This is a genomic window from Polaribacter sp., assembly GCF_051251875.1.
Lineage (GTDB): Bacteria > Bacteroidota > Bacteroidia > Flavobacteriales > Flavobacteriaceae > Polaribacter.
The window spans coordinates 119,109-135,374 of record NZ_JBPOGL010000002.1; the positions used below are offsets into that span (position 1 = coordinate 119,109).

Annotated in this window: 15 protein-coding genes; 5 read left to right on the forward strand and 10 right to left on the reverse strand. The window is 29.9% G+C overall.

Annotated elements, in window-relative coordinates; translation table 11 throughout:
* Window positions 1-66 precede the first annotated feature (66 nt).
* Entirely contained in the window at window positions 67-417 is a 351-nt protein-coding gene (locus ACSHW5_RS01700) for a 4Fe-4S dicluster domain-containing protein (RefSeq protein WP_435674373.1), read from the forward strand.
* Window positions 418-500: 83 nt separating this feature from the next.
* Here the strand turns inward: ACSHW5_RS01700 and ACSHW5_RS01705 are convergent, their stop codons facing one another.
* Window positions 501-3,215 carry a TonB-dependent receptor gene (locus tag ACSHW5_RS01705; RefSeq protein ID WP_435674374.1) on the reverse strand — a complete coding sequence of 905 codons (2,715 nt, stop codon included), beginning with the start codon at window positions 3,213-3,215 and terminating at the stop codon, window positions 501-503.
* A 201-nt stretch (window positions 3,216-3,416) separates the two neighbouring features.
* Here ACSHW5_RS01705 and ychF point away from each other — a divergent pair, with 201 nt between their 5' ends.
* The gene (gene ychF / locus ACSHW5_RS01710; RefSeq protein ID WP_435674375.1) at window positions 3,417-4,508 is read left to right on the forward strand and encodes a redox-regulated ATPase YchF; all 1,092 of its coding nucleotides are present in this window, start codon (window positions 3,417-3,419) and stop codon (window positions 4,506-4,508) included.
* Window positions 4,509-4,700: 192 nt separating this feature from the next.
* Window positions 4,701-5,888 carry a hypothetical protein gene (locus ACSHW5_RS01715; protein WP_435674376.1) on the forward strand — a complete coding sequence of 396 codons (1,188 nt, stop codon included), beginning with the start codon at window positions 4,701-4,703 and terminating at the stop codon, window positions 5,886-5,888.
* An 84-nt stretch (window positions 5,889-5,972) separates the two neighbouring features.
* On the opposite strand, the gene ACSHW5_RS01720 is transcribed toward ACSHW5_RS01715, so the two are convergent.
* Together ACSHW5_RS01720 and ACSHW5_RS01725 are read right to left on the reverse strand one after the other, a co-directional pair.
* A complete protein-coding gene (locus ACSHW5_RS01720) occupies window positions 5,973-6,476 on the reverse strand; it encodes a phosphoribosyltransferase family protein (RefSeq protein ID WP_435674377.1) in 504 nt (167 codons plus the stop codon).
* A complete protein-coding gene (locus tag ACSHW5_RS01725) occupies window positions 6,473-6,856 on the reverse strand; it encodes an RNA-binding S4 domain-containing protein (protein ID WP_435674378.1) in 384 nt (127 codons plus the stop codon). The genes ACSHW5_RS01720 and ACSHW5_RS01725 overlap by 4 nt, the downstream gene beginning before the upstream one ends.
* A gap of 80 nt (window positions 6,857-6,936) precedes the next feature.
* On the opposite strand from ACSHW5_RS01725, the gene ACSHW5_RS01730 reads away from it, so the two are divergent.
* Window positions 6,937-7,821, forward strand: a complete 885-nt coding sequence (locus ACSHW5_RS01730) for an FKBP-type peptidyl-prolyl cis-trans isomerase (protein ID WP_435674379.1) — start codon at window positions 6,937-6,939, stop codon at window positions 7,819-7,821.
* An 83-nt stretch (window positions 7,822-7,904) separates the two neighbouring features.
* On the opposite strand, the gene ACSHW5_RS01735 is transcribed toward ACSHW5_RS01730, so the two are convergent.
* The 5 genes from ACSHW5_RS01735 to smpB form a co-directional block, all read right to left on the reverse strand.
* Entirely contained in the window at window positions 7,905-8,513 is a 609-nt protein-coding gene (locus tag ACSHW5_RS01735; protein WP_435674380.1) for a porin family protein, read from the reverse strand.
* A 52-nt stretch (window positions 8,514-8,565) separates the two neighbouring features.
* Window positions 8,566-9,516 (reverse strand): transketolase family protein, encoded by a 951-nt coding sequence (locus ACSHW5_RS01740; protein ID WP_435674381.1) that lies wholly within the window; start codon window positions 9,514-9,516, stop codon window positions 8,566-8,568.
* Between the two features lie 509 nt (window positions 9,517-10,025).
* Window positions 10,026-10,604: a Maf family nucleotide pyrophosphatase gene (locus ACSHW5_RS01745; RefSeq protein WP_435674382.1), complete on the reverse strand. Its 579-nt coding sequence runs from the start codon at window positions 10,602-10,604 to the stop codon at window positions 10,026-10,028.
* Window positions 10,605-11,534: a UbiA family prenyltransferase gene (locus ACSHW5_RS01750; protein ID WP_435674383.1), complete on the reverse strand. Its 930-nt coding sequence runs from the start codon at window positions 11,532-11,534 to the stop codon at window positions 10,605-10,607.
* A gap of 38 nt (window positions 11,535-11,572) precedes the next feature.
* The gene (smpB, locus tag ACSHW5_RS01755) at window positions 11,573-12,040 is read right to left on the reverse strand and encodes an SsrA-binding protein SmpB (RefSeq protein WP_435674384.1); all 468 of its coding nucleotides are present in this window, start codon (window positions 12,038-12,040) and stop codon (window positions 11,573-11,575) included.
* Window positions 12,041-12,142: 102 nt separating this feature from the next.
* Here smpB and ACSHW5_RS01760 point away from each other — a divergent pair, with 102 nt between their 5' ends.
* Complete coding sequence (locus tag ACSHW5_RS01760; RefSeq protein ID WP_435674385.1) at window positions 12,143-12,871, forward strand: DUF6503 family protein; 729 nt, start codon at window positions 12,143-12,145, stop codon at window positions 12,869-12,871.
* 166 nt (window positions 12,872-13,037) lie between these two features.
* Here the strand turns inward: ACSHW5_RS01760 and ACSHW5_RS01765 are convergent, their stop codons facing one another.
* Together ACSHW5_RS01765 and clpB are read right to left on the reverse strand one after the other, a co-directional pair.
* On the reverse strand, window positions 13,038-13,535 hold the full coding sequence (locus tag ACSHW5_RS01765) for a SixA phosphatase family protein (protein ID WP_435674386.1): 498 nt from the start codon (window positions 13,533-13,535) through the stop codon (window positions 13,038-13,040).
* A 91-nt stretch (window positions 13,536-13,626) separates the two neighbouring features.
* Window positions 13,627-16,233 (reverse strand): ATP-dependent chaperone ClpB, encoded by a 2,607-nt coding sequence (clpB, locus tag ACSHW5_RS01770; RefSeq protein ID WP_435674387.1) that lies wholly within the window; start codon window positions 16,231-16,233, stop codon window positions 13,627-13,629.
* Window positions 16,234-16,266: the final 33 nt, after the last annotated feature.

Below are 16,266 nucleotides of genomic sequence, written 5' to 3' on the forward strand. Positions count from 1 at the left end.
TTTGGTTGTCTATTATTTTGGCTTTATTTTTGCAATTGCAAATGTACAAAAACAGAAAAGAAAATTATGGCAATTATTATAACAGATGAATGTATAAATTGTGGCGCTTGCGAACCTGAGTGTCCAAATACAGCAATATACGAAGGAGCAGATGATTGGAAATATTCTGATGGAACAGATTTAAAAGGTAAGGCAGTTTTACCAAATGGTAAATCTGTGAACGCAGATGAAGACCAAGAACCTGTTTCTGATGAAATATATTTTATTGTACCAGATAAGTGTACAGAATGTAAAGGTTTTCATGATGAACCACAATGTGCGGCAGTTTGCCCTGTAGATTGTTGTGTACCAGATGATGATGTGGTAGAAACTGAAGAAGAGTTGTTAGAAAAACAACGCTTTATGCATAATGAATAGGTTTGCTATCTAAAATAAAGATAAATAAAAACGCCGAAATCAATTTGATTTCGGCGTTTTTGTATTCTATATTAAATAAAGTTCTATAACTTAAATCCTATTCTAGCAAAGAAATAAGATCCATCTGATCCCATTTGTACAGAATCGGCTAAACCACCTTGATCTGTCCAACCATCAAATTGTGGAGTAGGGTAAATATTAAAAATATTATTACCTCCAATAGTAAAGTTTAATTTGTCTGTAAAAGCATAACTTAAACTTAAATCTGTTGTAATACTACTCTCATACGTATCTGTTGCAACTAGATAAAGAGCATCAGCTTCAGCTTGTGTAGTAGGAGGAGAATCAACCCATTGAAAATCTTGTAATTGTACTTCACTAAATTTAGTGAAATTAAGGGCGGCATTAAATTTTTTGTAAGTATAGCCTAAATTTAATCCAAATTTATGATCTGGAGCAGCAGCATTTAAATATGCTTGAGAGAATGGACTAAAGAAAGTTAATTCTGCTTCTTCTGCGCTTAAACCTAATTTAGTTTGTAAAGTTTCTGGAGTGTTAATGCTATTGATTTTAGTATCATTAAAGTTTCCTATTAAACCAATATTAATTATATGCTCATCAAATCTTTTCTTATAATTTAAAACAATATCTACACCTTGTGTTTTTGTGTCTACACCATTTGCAAAGAACTGTGCCGCATCAACACCTAAGTTTAAACTTGAAGCATCAAAATTGTCAGTTAAAATAATTCTATCATCAACAGTAATAGAATATGTATCAACAGTTGCTGTAAACCCACCCACTTTATAAGTAAATCCTAAACTTGTATTAAACGCTTTTTCTTCTTTAAGTTGTTCTATACCAAATGCTCTTGTAACAGTACTATTATTTGCTGATAATAAAGAAGGTAAAGAAACTCCGTTTACAATATTTGTAAATTTTAAATTATAATATAATTGAGCCAAAGAAGGTGCTCTAAATCCAGATGAAATAGATCCTCTGAATGATAAATTATCATTTACTTTATATCTAGAAGCTAATTTAAAATTAAAAGTACTTCCAAAATCGCTATAATCTTCATAACGAAGTGCCGCACCAACTAAGAATTTTTCTGTGAAATTTAATTCAGTATCAAAATAAACTCCCACATTTGTTCTACTTCTGTCTACTTCATTATCCGGACTGTATCCAGGAAAACCTTGAGACCCGCCAGATAATTCATCTCCATTACTATCTGTAGCAACAGTTTGAGTAGCAGGGTTTGTTAATAATATTCCATTATTATCATATAAACCATAAGAAGCTTCTTCTCCAGAAAAAATGATAAAATTTTCGGTTCTATATTCTAATCCAAATGCTAAGTTAACTCCACTCATTGCATCTTCTAAATACTTACTAAAATCAAGACCTGTTGTGTTTTGAGATAAACTGTGTCCTCCTGCATTAAAATCTGTTGGAGATGCATCTTTTAAAGAAGCGTTGTTAGAGTCTTTAATATAGTAATGGAATTTATTTGCTCCATAAGTATTATTAAAATCTACTTCCCATCCATTATTTAGTTTGTGTTTAATTCCGGCAGAAACAGAAACATCTGTAATGTTTGACGTAATTCTTGGTGTAAAACCGTTAGGGTAAATACTTTCTACTGCTCTGTTATCTCCATCAGCAAAACTACTTCTAGAAAATGCATAAGCATCAGTATCTCTAAAGTTTCTACCACCAAAGGCATATACTTCGGTATTATCATTAATAGGCAAATTAACATTTACCATAAAATTAAAACCATCAATTCCAGCACTTCCGTATCCTTTTCTCCAAGAAAAACCAGGTCTTAATGTTTTTTCTTTTGTTAATAATTCTGTAGTAAAATTAATAAAACCACCTTTATCATTTAGTTCAACACCATAATTTAAGTCTAATTTAAATGTACCACCGTCAAAACTTTTGTCTTTACCATCTAATCTATTTTTACCCTCAACATTAAATAAAGTTTCGCCTGTTGCATCAGACCAACCTTCACCAATTGCAGTACTATAAGCTCCGTAACCCATACTTCCAGATACGCCATCGGTATTGTCTTTAAGTACAATGTTTATAACTCCTGCAATTGCATCTGAACCGTATTGAGCAGAAGCACCGTCTCGTAAAACTTCAATTCTTTTAATGGCTGCGGCAGGAATTGCATTTAAATCGGTTCCTGAATTTCCACGACCTCTTGTACCAAATATATTTACTAATGATGATTGATGACGTCTTTTTCCGTTTATTAAAACTAATGTTTGATCTGGTCCTAAACCTCTTAAAGAAGCAGGTACAACATGATCTGCACCATCTGAACCAGATTGTTTGGTAGCATTGAATGAAGGTGCTGCATATTGTAAAATATCATTTATTTCAACTTTACCAGTTTTAGCAGCTAAGTCTTGCACATCAATAACATCTACAGGAACAGGAGTGTCTACCGCTGTTCTTTTAGCATTTCTTGAACCTACAATTATAACTTCGTCTAACTTTAAACCTTCTTTTAGCACAATATTAAAAATAGATTTACCATTTACATTTACAAAGGCAGTTTCGTATCCGGAAAAACTAACCACTAAGGTTGCGTTTTCTTTCACATTTAAAGTAAACTTACCATCAAAATCGGTAGATGTTCCATTGGTTGTTCCTTGTTCTAGTATACTTGCACCAGGTAGGAGTTGGTTTGCAGAATCATTTACTGTTCCCGAAATTTTCTTTTGAGAAAATGCCGTAGCAGAAAAAATAATTGCAAATAAAAAAAGTGTAATTTTTTTCATTTTTCTTCTTATTTTGAATTAATAATAGTCACAAATATATATTAATTCTAAACTTTATTAACAATTTTTTAACGGTTTGTTTAATGAAATTACGTCTTTTAAGTATTTATGTAAGTATAATAATAATTAACTCTTTTAGAACTTTAATGTTTATTTAAAATTCAAAAAAACCTATATTTGCAATCGCAAAATTTTAACAACATGAAAGCCGGAATTGTAGGATTACCAAACGTAGGAAAATCAACTTTATTTAACTGTTTATCAAATGCAAAAGCACAAAGTGCAAACTTTCCTTTTTGTACTATTGAGCCAAACTTAGGAGTTGTAAATGTGCCAGATTCACGTTTAAAAAAATTAGAAGAATTAGTAGTCCCAGAAAGAGTGCAAACTGCTACTGTAGAAATTGTAGATATTGCTGGTTTGGTAAAAGGAGCAAGTAAAGGTGAGGGTTTAGGAAATCAGTTTTTAGCAAATATTAGAGAAACAGACGCTATTTTACATGTGGTTCGTTGTTTTGATAATGATAATATTATTCATGTTGATAATTCTATAGACCCTGTTAGAGATAAAGAAACAATTGATTTTGAATTGCAATTAAAAGATTTAGAAACGGTTCAAAAACGATTAGAACGTGTAAAAAGAACGGCTAAAACTGGTAATAAAGAAGCGCAAGCTGAATTGGTAGTTTTGTTAAGAATTGAAGAAACTTTGTTAAAAGGTGTTTCTGTAAGAACTTTAGAGTTTTCTGAGAAAGAAATAGAATTTGTACAAGTTTTGCAATTTATTACAGCAAAGCCAGTATTGTATGTTTGTAATGTTGATGAAGCTTCTGCTGTATCAGGAAATGCTTATGTAGACAAAATTAAAGAAGCTGTAAAAGACGAAAATGCTGAAGTTATTGTTTTAGCAGTAGGTACAGAAGCAGATATTACAGAATTAGATGATTATGAAGAAAGACAAATGTTTTTAGCTGATATTGGCTTAGAAGAAGCTGGTGTTTCTAGATTGGTACGTTCTGCTTACAAATTGCTAAACTTACAAACGTATTTTACCGCAGGCGTAAAAGAAGTGAGAGCTTGGACAATTCCTATTGGTTCTACTGCACCACAAGCTGCAGGAGTTATCCATACAGATTTTGAAAAAGGTTTTATTAGAGCAGAAACTATTGCTTATACAGATTTTGTAACCTATGGTTCTGAAGCTAAGGTTAAAGAAGCTGGTAAAATGAAAGTAGAAGGTAAAGAATATATTGTAAAAGACGGTGATATTATGCATTTTAGATTTAATGTGTAAAATAAGTTTTTAATACAGATACACAAACGGAAACAAAAGGAGTCACTTAAAAAGTGACTCCTTTTTTTTATATAGAAAATAGTTCTTATTTTAACTAAAAGGCAATGTATGAAAAGGGTAGAAGTACTCTTTATTTTTATGTTACTTGATTATTAAATTTAGATTGTTATTTTTGTTTAAAAAAAATGATTTATGAAGAAAATTCTACAATTAACGGCAGCACTTTTTTTATTATTTTCATGTAGTAGCGTAAAATCTACTCAAGAAGCCATCAATAATGGCAATTACAATGAAGCAATTAATGTTGCTATTGCTAAATTAAAAAAGAACAAAACTAAAAAAGGAAATCAACCTTATGTTTTAATGCTAGAAGAAGCTTTTGCCAAAGCAACATCTAAAGATTTAGCAAGTATTAATTTTTTAAAAAAAGAGAACAATCCAGAAAATACAGAATCTATTTTTGTGTTGTATGAAAATTTAAAAAATAGGCAAGAAATTATTAAACCCTTACTGCCATTAACAATTACCAAACAAAATAGAAACGCTTCGTTTCAGTTTAATGATTATGATGATGAAATTATTGTAAATAAAAATCAATTATCAGATTTTTTATATACCAAAGCAAAAAAATTAATTGCTGCGGATACTAAGTTTGATTATAGAAGTGCTTATAACGATTTGGAATATTTAGATAAAATAAATCCAAATTTTAAAGATGTTTCTAATTTATTAAACATAGCACATCAAAAAGGTTTGGATTATGTGATTGTTTCCATGAAAAATGAAACCGAAAAAGTAATTCCAAAGAGGTTAGAAACAGATTTATTAAATTTTGATACCTATGGTTTAAATGATTTATGGACCGTATATCATGGAAGAAAAAACCCATTAATTGATTATGATTTTGGATTGGAATTAAATCTTAGAAATATAACAGTCTCTCCAGAACAAATTAAAGAAAAAGAAATTATAAAAGAAGAAAAGATAGTAGATGGTTTTACCTATCTTTTAGATGATAAAGGAAATTTAGTTTTAGATAAAGAAGGAAATAAAATTAAGGTAGATAAGTATGTAAATGTGCGATGTCAATTATACCAATTTACACAATTTAAATCTGCAAAAGTTGTAGGGCAAGTAAAATTTATAGATTTATATGAAAATCAAATATTACAAACGTATCCTATAGAAACTGAATTTGTTTTTCAACACATGTATGCTAACTACAAAGGAGATAAAAGAGCTTTAGATAAGTCTTATTTAGATCTAATTAATTTGCGTGTTGTTGCTTTTCCAAGCAATGAGCAAATGATTTATGATACAGGAGAAGACTTAAAATTACGACTAAAAAGTATTATTACAAGAAATAAATTTAGAAAATAGCAACAAATAAAAAAGCTGTCTCAAAAATATGTCAGACAGTTTTTTTAGCATTTACAACTATGCTTGGCACAAAAAGCTAGTAAATTAAACTAAATATGCAAATGCATCATCGTTATTAAATTCTACTTGTACGTGTTCTTTTATAGAAGTTGATAAAGAAATACCTTTAAAATCTGCCTTTACCGGATATTTTTTATGATTTCTATTCACCAATACAGCCGTTTTAAATCGTTTTAACGGAACGTCTAAAAAGTGTTTAATACCGTAAATTAAGGTGGTACCAGAATTTAAAACATCATCTACTAAAACCAGCGATTTGTTTTTATATTCCTTTACCTCTAGCGTGGTAGTAACCGTTTCTCTAGGATTTTTTTTATCAATAATAACTTCGCAAATTGTAGCCTTTATTGGTGATATTTCTTCTAGAATAGCAACTAATTTTTTAGCAAAAATAGAACCATTACCAATAATACCAGCAATAATTACCTCTTTTTCGGTAGTATTACTCTCGTAAATTTGGTAGGCAATCCTTCTTATTTTTTTATTAATTTCGGTAGAATTTAAAATAATATTGTTAGTAGTTGTCATAAATCTTCTTCTGTTGTGTCTTCTTGATAATCGTCAATATCCCTTCTGTCTTTTTTTGTAGGTCTTCCGGTACCTTTTTTTCGATAATAGTCTTTCGCAAATTTAAGCAATTCTGTTTTTTCAAACGCCTCTTTTGGTGTGATATCTTTTCGATACAAATCTACCAATTTTGCGCCAACTCTACTTTCTGGAATGTCTAAAACCTTTAATTGGTAATTAATTTGGTTTTTACGCACCATAATTTGTTCATCACCATAAATATCTCTAGAGGGTTTTACACTTTTTAAATCAATTTTAACTTGTCCCTTTTTACAAGCTGTTGTTGCCAAACTTCGGGTTTTAAAAACCCTAATGCACCATAAATATTTATCAATTCTCATAAAAACAGTTAAAATAATTGGTTTGTCTTTTTACAAAGGTATAAAAATGGTAAATTGCGCCCTTAAAATTTTACATTTAAATGAACAAAATAAAAAATATAATTGCGCTTGTAATTTTTACAATGCTAATTTATGCCTGCGGAAGTTCATCTTCTTCAGAAGTTGATACCTTTGATTATGAAGCACAAGCCTTAATAGATCAAGACACTTTAGTATCTTTCTTTCAGAAATTCTATTATGATAGCTCAATAGATTCTATTAAACCTATAGTTGCTGGCCAAACAGCGCTTTCTGATGATGATAATCTTAAAACAATGAACATTACAGAAAATGATATTGATTATAAATTATATGTTTATGTAAATAGAGTAGGTAATCCAGATCCTGTAAAAGATTTTCCTACAGTAATGGATTCTGTTCTTGTAAAATATTCTGGTATTAGAATAATTAGAACAGACAGTATTAGTAGTACTTTTGAAACTAATAATGGAGTTTGGTTTACTTTAAATAGTGTTATTAGAGGTTGGACTCACGGTTTTACTAATTTTAAAGGCGGTAAAAACATTACTAATAACGGACCTATTACGTATGAAAACGGAGGTAAAGGAGTTTTAATTATTCCTTCTGGTTTGGGGTATGGAAATACTGGAAGTACTAGTATTTTACCGAATGAAAATTTAATTTTTTATATAAATTTATTTGATATTGTAGAAAATACAGATGATGATAATGATGGTGTTCCTTCATATTTAGAAGATCCTGATGGTGATGGTGATCCAAGATTTGATGATACAGACGGAGATTTTATCCCAAATTATTTAGATACAGATGATGATAATGATGGTGTATTAACTAAAAATGAAGACACAAAAATAATAGATGGAAATCCTGCAAATGATTTTAGTGATCCTAACAATCCTACGCTTCCAGATTATTTAAATCCTGATATTACAGAAAGTAATTAATACAACGTAAAACGCAAATAAAAAAAGCTCTTGAAATTTTCAAGAGCTTTTTTTTACACTACTATTTATTGTTTTTATAAGAATTATAATTGTAGAGAAAGACCTATAATTATTTGATTAACTCTAGTATCAAATGCTCTATCTGTTGTGCCATCAAAAAAGGTAGATTCTGAGTCAGACAAACCTCTTTCCCAACGTATATCAATCCCAAATTTACCAAATGCTACTCCAGCACCCATTTGCACACCAACCGTAAAACCTTCTGATTCTACATCTTTAAAATCGCTAATATCAAAATCCGAATCTAAAATATATTGAAAAGAAGGACCGATAAAAATATTTGCAATTTTTAAAACTTTTGATCCTAATAAAACAGGAACATCAATTTTTTGAAAACTGTAGTTGGTGTTTTTAGCAGTGGTTCCACCAGGAGTAAATACAACTTCATTTTCTAAGCTTGTATATACTAATTCTGGTTTTACAAATAAACTAGAACCAGGTATGTTTAAACGCAACCATAGTCCTGCATGGTAACCCGTTTTGCCTTTTGCTCCAGAAAAAACATCTGTTTGTACGTCTTCTATAGAATTAGAATTGTAGTTAACCCCAGCTTTTATTCCAAATTCAGTTTGTGCGTTAGAAGTTTGACACAAACCACAAACTAGAAAAATTGCTACTATTACTTTTTTCATATTCTTATATTTAAAACTAAAATTTAAAAATGCTATTACAAGTAAAACGCTATTATTTTCTAGAAATTACTTTTTTCACTGCTTTTATAACAGCATTTGCATCTAAACCATATTTAGCCATTAATTCTTCTGGTGTACCAGATTCTCCAAAAGTATCATTTGTAGCAACAAATTCTTGAGGAGTAGGAGCGTTTAAAGCCAATGTTCTAGAAACACTTTCACCCAAACCACCTAATTTATTATGCTCTTCCGCAGTAACAATACAACCTGTTTTTGCCACAGATTTTAAGATAATTTCTTCATCTAAAGGCTTAATTGTATGAATGTTAATTACTTCTACAGAAATTCCTTCTGCTTCTAATTGTTCTGCGGCTTGTAAAGATTCCCAAACTAAATGACCTGTAGCAACAATAGTTACATCTGTACCTTCTGTTAATTGAATTCCTTTACCAATTACAAATTCTACATCTGGCATAAATACAGGTACTTTCGGACGACCAAAACGTAAATAAACAGGTCCATCAAAATCTGCAATTGCAATGGTAGCTGCTTTTGTTTGATTGTAATCACAAGGATTAATCACCGTCATTCCCGGTATCATTTTCATCAAACCAATATCTTCTAAAATTTGGTGTGTTGCGCCATCTTCACCTAAAGTAACACCAGCATGCGAAGCACAAATTTTTACATTTTTACCAGAATAGGCTACCGACTGACGAATTTGATCATACACTCTACCTGTAGAAAAGTTGGCAAATGTTCCTGTAAAAGGAATTTTTCCTCCAATTGTTAAACCTGCAGCAATACCAATCATATTTGCTTCTGCAATTCCTATTTGGAAAAATCTTTCAGGGTTTTCTTTAATAAATTGATCCATTTTTAAAGAACCAATCAAATCTGCACATAAAGCAACTACGTTAGGGTTTGTTCTTCCTAATTCAGTTAAACCATCTCCAAAACCTGAACGTGTGTCTTTTTTTTCTGTGTACGTGTATTTCTTCATTATAAATTTGTTATGTTGTAAACTTCGCGTAAAAATAAACTTTTATTTTACTTTAGAGAAATGAAAAGAGAAATATAGAAGAAAGACTTTTTAACATTTTGTAATAAAGTCTTTTAGAAACAAAAACAAGCTCTATAAAATTGAAATGTATCCTTTCTAAACCCCTAAGTTAAAGCAGAGTTATTTAATATGTAAAAAAAAACTCTTTTTTAAAAAAAAAGAGTTTTTGTTATTAAATTATAGATGTTTATTTATCTGTAACGTCTTTTTAAATTCCAAACTATAGAATTTGTACGGCTTAAATTTTTTGTGATTGTACCAACTTTATTTTCTGTGTTGGTTTTTTGATTACTTACTGTCATAATGTATTTAAATTTGAAGCTGCAAAATTAGTTTCTATTTACACCTTAGAAAACAACAGATTTAATGAGTTTGTGTGCTCAATTATCAATAGTAAAAATTGTATAAACTATTAAAAAACAATTATTTGTGTATAAATAAGAGCGTGTTTATATACTCATTAATGCTTTATAAAGTTTATGTACAGGCAAGCCTACCACGTTAAAATAGCTTCCTTCTAAATTATTTATGCCAATAAAACCTATCCATTCTTGAATGCCGTACGCGCCGGCTTTGTCAAAAGGTTTGTAATTGGTGATGTAATAATTGATTTCTTCATCAGACAACTCTTTAAATGAAACCGTAGTTTTATCACTTATAATTTTTTGAAAATTCTTATTCTTAATACTAATGGATGTAATTACTTCATGTTTTTTGCCAGATAAGGCTCTTAACATGTTAAAAGCGTCAGCAGCATTCTTGGGTTTGCCTAATGCCGTTTCCTGTAACCATACAATCGTATCAGATGTAATTAACAAATCCTTTTCCGTTAGATTTACAAATGCTTTCGATTTTAAATCTGCTAAAAATTCTGTAATGGCTGTACCCTTTAATTCTGATGGATAAAGTTCTTCAACTTCTTTTAATTGAATATTGAAATCGATATCTAAATCTTTAAAAAATTGTTGTCTTCTTGGCGATTTAGAAGCTAGAATTACATTGTATTCTTTTAGTTTTTCTCTTAACATTTATGTAAACTTAAATAAAATCATTGATAAAATTCCAAACAACATAATTACAGTTATCTGGTTGTGTAATTTAATAAACTCTTTTTTTCTTTGTGCTACGTATAATTGAAACATAAAATAGATTAGTGGAAATAGTATAAAAACAATTTCAAACAGTAAAAATAAAGGTTCATTCTTACTAAATTGTAACACAATTAAGAGAAATATAAACAAGATACAACTAAAGAAAAAAGCGACTTTAGAAGCTCTTTTTCTACCTAACAAAATGGCCATTGTTTTTGCTTTTATTTTGATGTCTCCATTAATATTTATAATATTTTTAATGTTTACTTTAATAAAACTAGTTAGTACAATAAAAGTAATATATGTAAGTACAATTATTAGCAAATAAATACCCGTACCAATGTTACTTATTACTTCTAAGAGATTGCTGTTTTGTACATGTGGTTCATTAAATAACACGGTAATACATAGCACCAAACTTAAAAATATAGAATGCAGAAGGTTTCCGATAATCAGTATTTTTTTTAGGTATTTGGCATATAAAAAAAGCAACAAAATAAGGCCCAAAAAAATGAAAGAATATTCAATGTTAGCAGAAGAAAAAGAAACAGAAATACCTAACATCAAACCTAAAAAACTAGTAATATAGAAATAAAACCATGCTTTTTTCTTAGAAATAGAATTTCCAATAATTACCTTTTTAGGGTTATTAATTTTAGTTGCTTCAACATTATAAATAGCATATACAATATAACCGACAGCAACACAACATAAAATACTACAAGCAAATATTATAAATTGATAATGGGTTAAAGTAATTCCTAAGTAGGTAGTGTGAATTAAATAATAATTTTGAAAACTAATGTCGCTAAAAAATATGGAATCTATGAGTGCATATTTGGTTAAAATCATTGTTAATAAAACCATTGATAGGTTTTTAAAACGAATGAGTTTAAAAAAATCCATTATCCGTTAAAACTCTTTTTTATTCGTGCTAAATCACGTTTTGAGTCACGGTCTTTTAACACTTCTCGTTTATCATGAGTTTGTTTTCCTTTTGCAAGAGCAATTTCTAACTTGGCAAAACCTCTGTCATTTATAAACAAACGCAAAGGAACAATAGTATTTCCTTTTGCTTCAACATCTTTTTTTAAGCTGCGTAATTCGCGTTTATTCATCAACAATCTACGTTCACTTTTTGGTTTGTGATTAAAATGATGACCAAACATATATTCTTGAATGTACATATTAACAATAAACAGTTCTCCACCTTCATTAAACTCACAAAAACTCTCAGTAATTCTTGCCTGACTTAATCTTATAGACTTTATTTCTGTACCAGTTAATTGAATACCAGCAACATATTTGTCTAGAATTTCAAATTCGAAACGAGCTTTTTTATTTTGTATGTTAATCTTCTTCTGAACAGCCATAGACTGGTTTTTATTTATATAATTTTAACAAAGATACATTTTTACTTTGTGCAAAGAAATGTAATTTTGAAATCTATTTTCGACCAAATAAAACAAAACCTAATGAGATATTTACTTGTAGTATTATTTGCCTTTTTAACTTCTTGTAATTCAACAGAAACAAGTTTAACTGCACAACAAATTATTGATAAAGCAATTGCTTATTCTGGAGCAGATAAAGCTGCAAATTCAGAAATAAAATTTAAGTTTAGAGACAAGGAATATTTAGCCAAAAGAAATAAAGGAAACTTTAGCTTAATTAGAGCGTTTAACAACACCAAAGATGTTTTAACAAATTCAGATTTTGAAAGATTTATCAATTCAGAAAAACAAATTCTATCTACTAAAGATTCCTTGAAATTTGCAAATGCTGTTAATTCGGTACATTATTTTTCTGTTTTGCCTTACGGATTAAACAACAAAGCTGTTCATAAAAAATTGCTACCATCGGCAACTGTAAATGGAAAAAACTATTATAAAGTAGAAATAACTTTTTCAGAAAATGGAGGAGGAGAAGACTTTGAAGATGTCTTTATTTATTGGATTGGTAAAAAGGATTTTTTAGTTGATTATTTAGCGTATTCTTATCATACAAACGGCGGAGGAAAAAGATTGAGAGTACTAAAAGAACAATGTGTAAAAAACGGAATTCGATTTGTAGATTTCCATAATTACAAACCTTTAAATGATGCAATTCCTTTAATTGATATTGATAAGGCGTTTGAAAATAATCAGCTAGAAAAAGTATCTGAGATTATTTTAAAAGATATTGAAGTAAAGATTCTTAAGTAAAATTAGTATTATTTTTTTATCATTGCGAAGTTTACTTTTTTGTAAACTGGGGCAATCTCTAAATAATAAATAACAGATTGCTTCGGGCCTGGAAATGACGTTAGTTAATGAGATACAGATTGCTTCGTGCCTCGCAATGACACTAGTGAATGTAAGAATTAAACTTCTAATCTACTTTTACAATTTTACTTGTTTTTTTATCCCCAGAAATGGTAACAATATATAGGTTAGCATTGTTATTATCGTCTATATCTTCATACTTTTTTTCTCCTATTATTTTGTTTACAAAAGCAGGAGTTGTATTGCTGTGTCCTACCACTAAAACGGTTTTACTGTTTGTATTAGCTTTAAAAATTGAATCGTACATTTTATTTGGATTGTACATTTGTATTTCTAAATTTTTACTTTTGGCTGTTGGGGTTGCAGTTTGTATGGTTCTTTTATAATTAGTAGAATACACAGCTTCTAACTGAATATCTTTAAAATAGGAAGACCATTTTTTAGCTCTTTCTAAACCTTTTTCATTCAATTCAGGATTTCTGTTTGTAGCATCTGTTCTGTCTTTTTCTGCATGTCTAATTAAATAATAGGTGGTGGTTTTATCTGAAGAACAAGCAGAGAATAAACTAATAGTAAAAATAAAAAGGAATAAAAACTTTTTCATAAGAGTAGGTTTAAAATACGAATATACTTAAAAAAGAAAAAGCGGTGTTTTTTAAAACACCACTTTTTCTAAACGAACTTTACTTTAAAAATTAATTCTCTACCAAATCAGACTGATTTCTAAAAACCAATGTATCATCAAAAGCATCTATTAAAATAATGCTATCTGTGGTTATTTTACCAGATAAAATTTCTTTAGAAAGCTGATTTAAAACCTCTTTCTGAATAACTCTTTTTACAGGTCTTGCTCCAAATTCTGGCTGATATCCTTTTTCTGCTAAATAAGTAATTGCTTCATCTGTAGCGTCTAAAGTGATTTCTTGTTTGCCAATCATTTTCTTTAAATGAGCTATTTGTAATTTTACAATTTCAAATATATTCGCTTTATTTAAAGGAGTAAACATAATTACATCATCAATTCTGTTTAAAAACTCTGGTCTTACAGCTTGTTTTAACAATGCTAAAACTTCAATTTTTGCCAACTCTGTAACGGCGTCTAAATCTGCTTTTGGATCGCTAAATTTTTCCTGAATTATATGACTTCCCATATTAGATGTCATAATAATTATGGTGTTTTTAAAATCTGCAACACGTCCTTTATTGTCTGTTAATCTTCCTTCATCTAACACTTGTAATAAAACATTAAAAGTATCTGGATGCGCTTTTTCTATTTCATCTAAAAGCACTACAGAATAAGGTCTTCTTCTAACAGCTTCTGTTAATTGTCCGCCTTCATCATAGCCCACATATCCCGGAGGCGCACCAACCAATCTACTTACAGCATGTTTCTCTTGATATTCACTCATATCAATTCGGGTCATTGCATTTTCGTCATCAAAAAGATATTCTGCTAAGGCTTTTGCTAATTCTGTTTTTCCTACACCTGTGGTTCCTAAAAACAAGAAACTACCAATGGGTTTATTTGGGTTTTGCAAACCAGCTCTAGAGCGCCTAACAGCATCAGAAACCGCAATTATTGCTTCTTCTTGGCCAACTACTCTTTTGTGTAATTGTTGTTCTAAACGTAACAATTTTTCGCGTTCAGACTGTATCATTTTTGTTACCGGAATTCCTGTCCATTTTGCTACAACTTCGGCAATATCATCGTAAGTTACTTCTTCTTTAATTAAAGATTTTTCAGATTGATTTTCTGACAAAACTTTTTGAAAACTTTCTAAATCTTCTTGCGCTTTTTTAATTTTACCATATCGTATTTCTGCAACTTTACCGTAATCTCCTTCGCGTTCTGCTTTTTCTGCTTCTAATTTAAAATCTTCTATAGCTGCTTTTGCGTTTTGTATATTATCTACAACTTCTTTTTCCGATTTCCATTTGGCATTAATTTCATTACGTTCTTCTTTTAAATTTGCTAAATCTGATCGTAAAGATTTTAATTTTGTTTCGTCCTTTTCACGTTTAATGGCTTCAATTTCAATTTCCAACTGCATCACTTTTCTATCCAAAACATCTAATTCTTCTGGTTTAGAATTGATTTCCATACGTAATTTTGCCATGGCTTCATCTATTAAATCAATAGCTTTATCTGGTAAAAACCGATTGGTAATATAGCGTTGAGATAATTCTACAGCACCTATAATAGCTTCATCTTTAATACGTACTTTGTGGTGTGTTTCATATTTATCTTTAATTCCTCTTAAAATAGAAATGGCACTTTCTGTATCTGGCTCATTCACTTGTACTTTTTGAAATCTACGTTCTAAAGCTTTGTCTTTTTCAAAGTATTTTTGATATTCATCTAAAGTTGTTGCCCCAATTGCACGCAACTCTCCACGCGCCAAAGCCGGTTTTAAAATATTTGCGGCATCCATTGCACCTTGTCCGCCACCGGCGCCAACAAGTGTATGAATTTCATCAATAAAAAGAACAATATCTCCATCGGCATTGGTTACCTCTTTAATCACGGCTTTTAAACGTTCTTCAAATTCTCCTTTGTATTTTGCGCCTGCAATTAATGCGCCCATATCTAAAGAAAAAATAAGTTTTCCTTTTAAATTTTCTGGCACATCTCCATCTACAATTCTGTGAGCCAAACCTTCTGCAATAGCCGTTTTTCCTGTTCCAGGTTCACCAACTAAAATGGGGTTGTTTTTTGTTCTTCGCGATAAAATTTGAAGCAAACGTCTAATTTCTTCATCTCTACCAATTACAGGATCTAATTTGCCGTTTTTAGCCAATTCATTTAAGTTTTTGGCATATTTATTTAAAGAATTATAGGTTTCTTCTTGACTTTGAGAAGTTACTCTTTCTCCTTTTCGTAATTCTTCTATGGCAGCTTTTAAGTGTTTTTCTGTAACACCTTGGTCTTTTAAAACTTGTGCAATATTACTTTTCGATTTAAAAATAGCCAAGATTAAATGTTCTATAGAAACATAATCATCTTTCATATTTTTAGCTATTACAGCTGCTTCTGTTAAGGTTTTACTAGCTTCTCTAGAAATCATTAATTCTGCACCACTAACTTTAGGTAAACTTTCTAACTGTTTGTCTAAAATTTGTGCTACTATATTATTATTGATGTTTAATTTTTTCAAAAGAAAAGGCAATACATTTTCATCAACCTGTGTTAATGCTTTAAAAATGTGCTCATTTTCTATTTGATTATGACCAAAACCTTGCGCAATCTGTTGCGCCATTTGTATGGTCTCTTGCGATTTTGTTGTGTAATTATTAAAGTTCATTTTCTTTTTTTTTATGATTTTACATGAGCGCTA

What these genes read in the sequence shown, in the direction of transcription:
- ACSHW5_RS01760 (WP_435674385.1), top strand. Translation starts at nt 12,143, where the DNA reads ATGAGATATTTACTTGTAGTATTATTTGCCTTTTTAACTTCTTGTAAT.
- ACSHW5_RS01765 (WP_435674386.1), bottom strand. Translation starts at nt 13,535, where the DNA reads ATGAAAAAGTTTTTATTCCTTTTTATTTTTACTATTAGTTTATTCTCT.
- ACSHW5_RS01735 (WP_435674380.1), bottom strand. Translation starts at nt 8,513, where the DNA reads ATGAAAAAAGTAATAGTAGCAATTTTTCTAGTTTGTGGTTTGTGTCAA.
- ACSHW5_RS01700 (WP_435674373.1), top strand. Translation starts at nt 67, where the DNA reads ATGGCAATTATTATAACAGATGAATGTATAAATTGTGGCGCTTGCGAA.
- ACSHW5_RS01740 (WP_435674381.1), bottom strand. Translation starts at nt 9,516, where the DNA reads ATGAAGAAATACACGTACACAGAAAAAAAAGACACACGTTCAGGTTTT.
- ACSHW5_RS01705 (WP_435674374.1), bottom strand. Translation starts at nt 3,215, where the DNA reads ATGAAAAAAATTACACTTTTTTTATTTGCAATTATTTTTTCTGCTACG.
- ACSHW5_RS01730 (WP_435674379.1), top strand. Translation starts at nt 6,937, where the DNA reads ATGAACAAAATAAAAAATATAATTGCGCTTGTAATTTTTACAATGCTA.
- ACSHW5_RS01745 (WP_435674382.1), bottom strand. Translation starts at nt 10,604, where the DNA reads ATGTTAAGAGAAAAACTAAAAGAATACAATGTAATTCTAGCTTCTAAA.
- ACSHW5_RS01715 (WP_435674376.1), top strand. Translation starts at nt 4,701, where the DNA reads ATGAAGAAAATTCTACAATTAACGGCAGCACTTTTTTTATTATTTTCA.
- smpB (WP_435674384.1), bottom strand. Translation starts at nt 12,040, where the DNA reads ATGGCTGTTCAGAAGAAGATTAACATACAAAATAAAAAAGCTCGTTTC.
- ACSHW5_RS01750 (WP_435674383.1), bottom strand. Translation starts at nt 11,534, where the DNA reads ATGGTTTTATTAACAATGATTTTAACCAAATATGCACTCATAGATTCC.
- clpB (WP_435674387.1), bottom strand. Translation starts at nt 16,233, where the DNA reads ATGAACTTTAATAATTACACAACAAAATCGCAAGAGACCATACAAATG.
- ychF (WP_435674375.1), top strand. Translation starts at nt 3,417, where the DNA reads ATGAAAGCCGGAATTGTAGGATTACCAAACGTAGGAAAATCAACTTTA.
- ACSHW5_RS01725 (WP_435674378.1), bottom strand. Translation starts at nt 6,856, where the DNA reads ATGAGAATTGATAAATATTTATGGTGCATTAGGGTTTTTAAAACCCGA.
- ACSHW5_RS01720 (WP_435674377.1), bottom strand. Translation starts at nt 6,476, where the DNA reads ATGACAACTACTAACAATATTATTTTAAATTCTACCGAAATTAATAAA.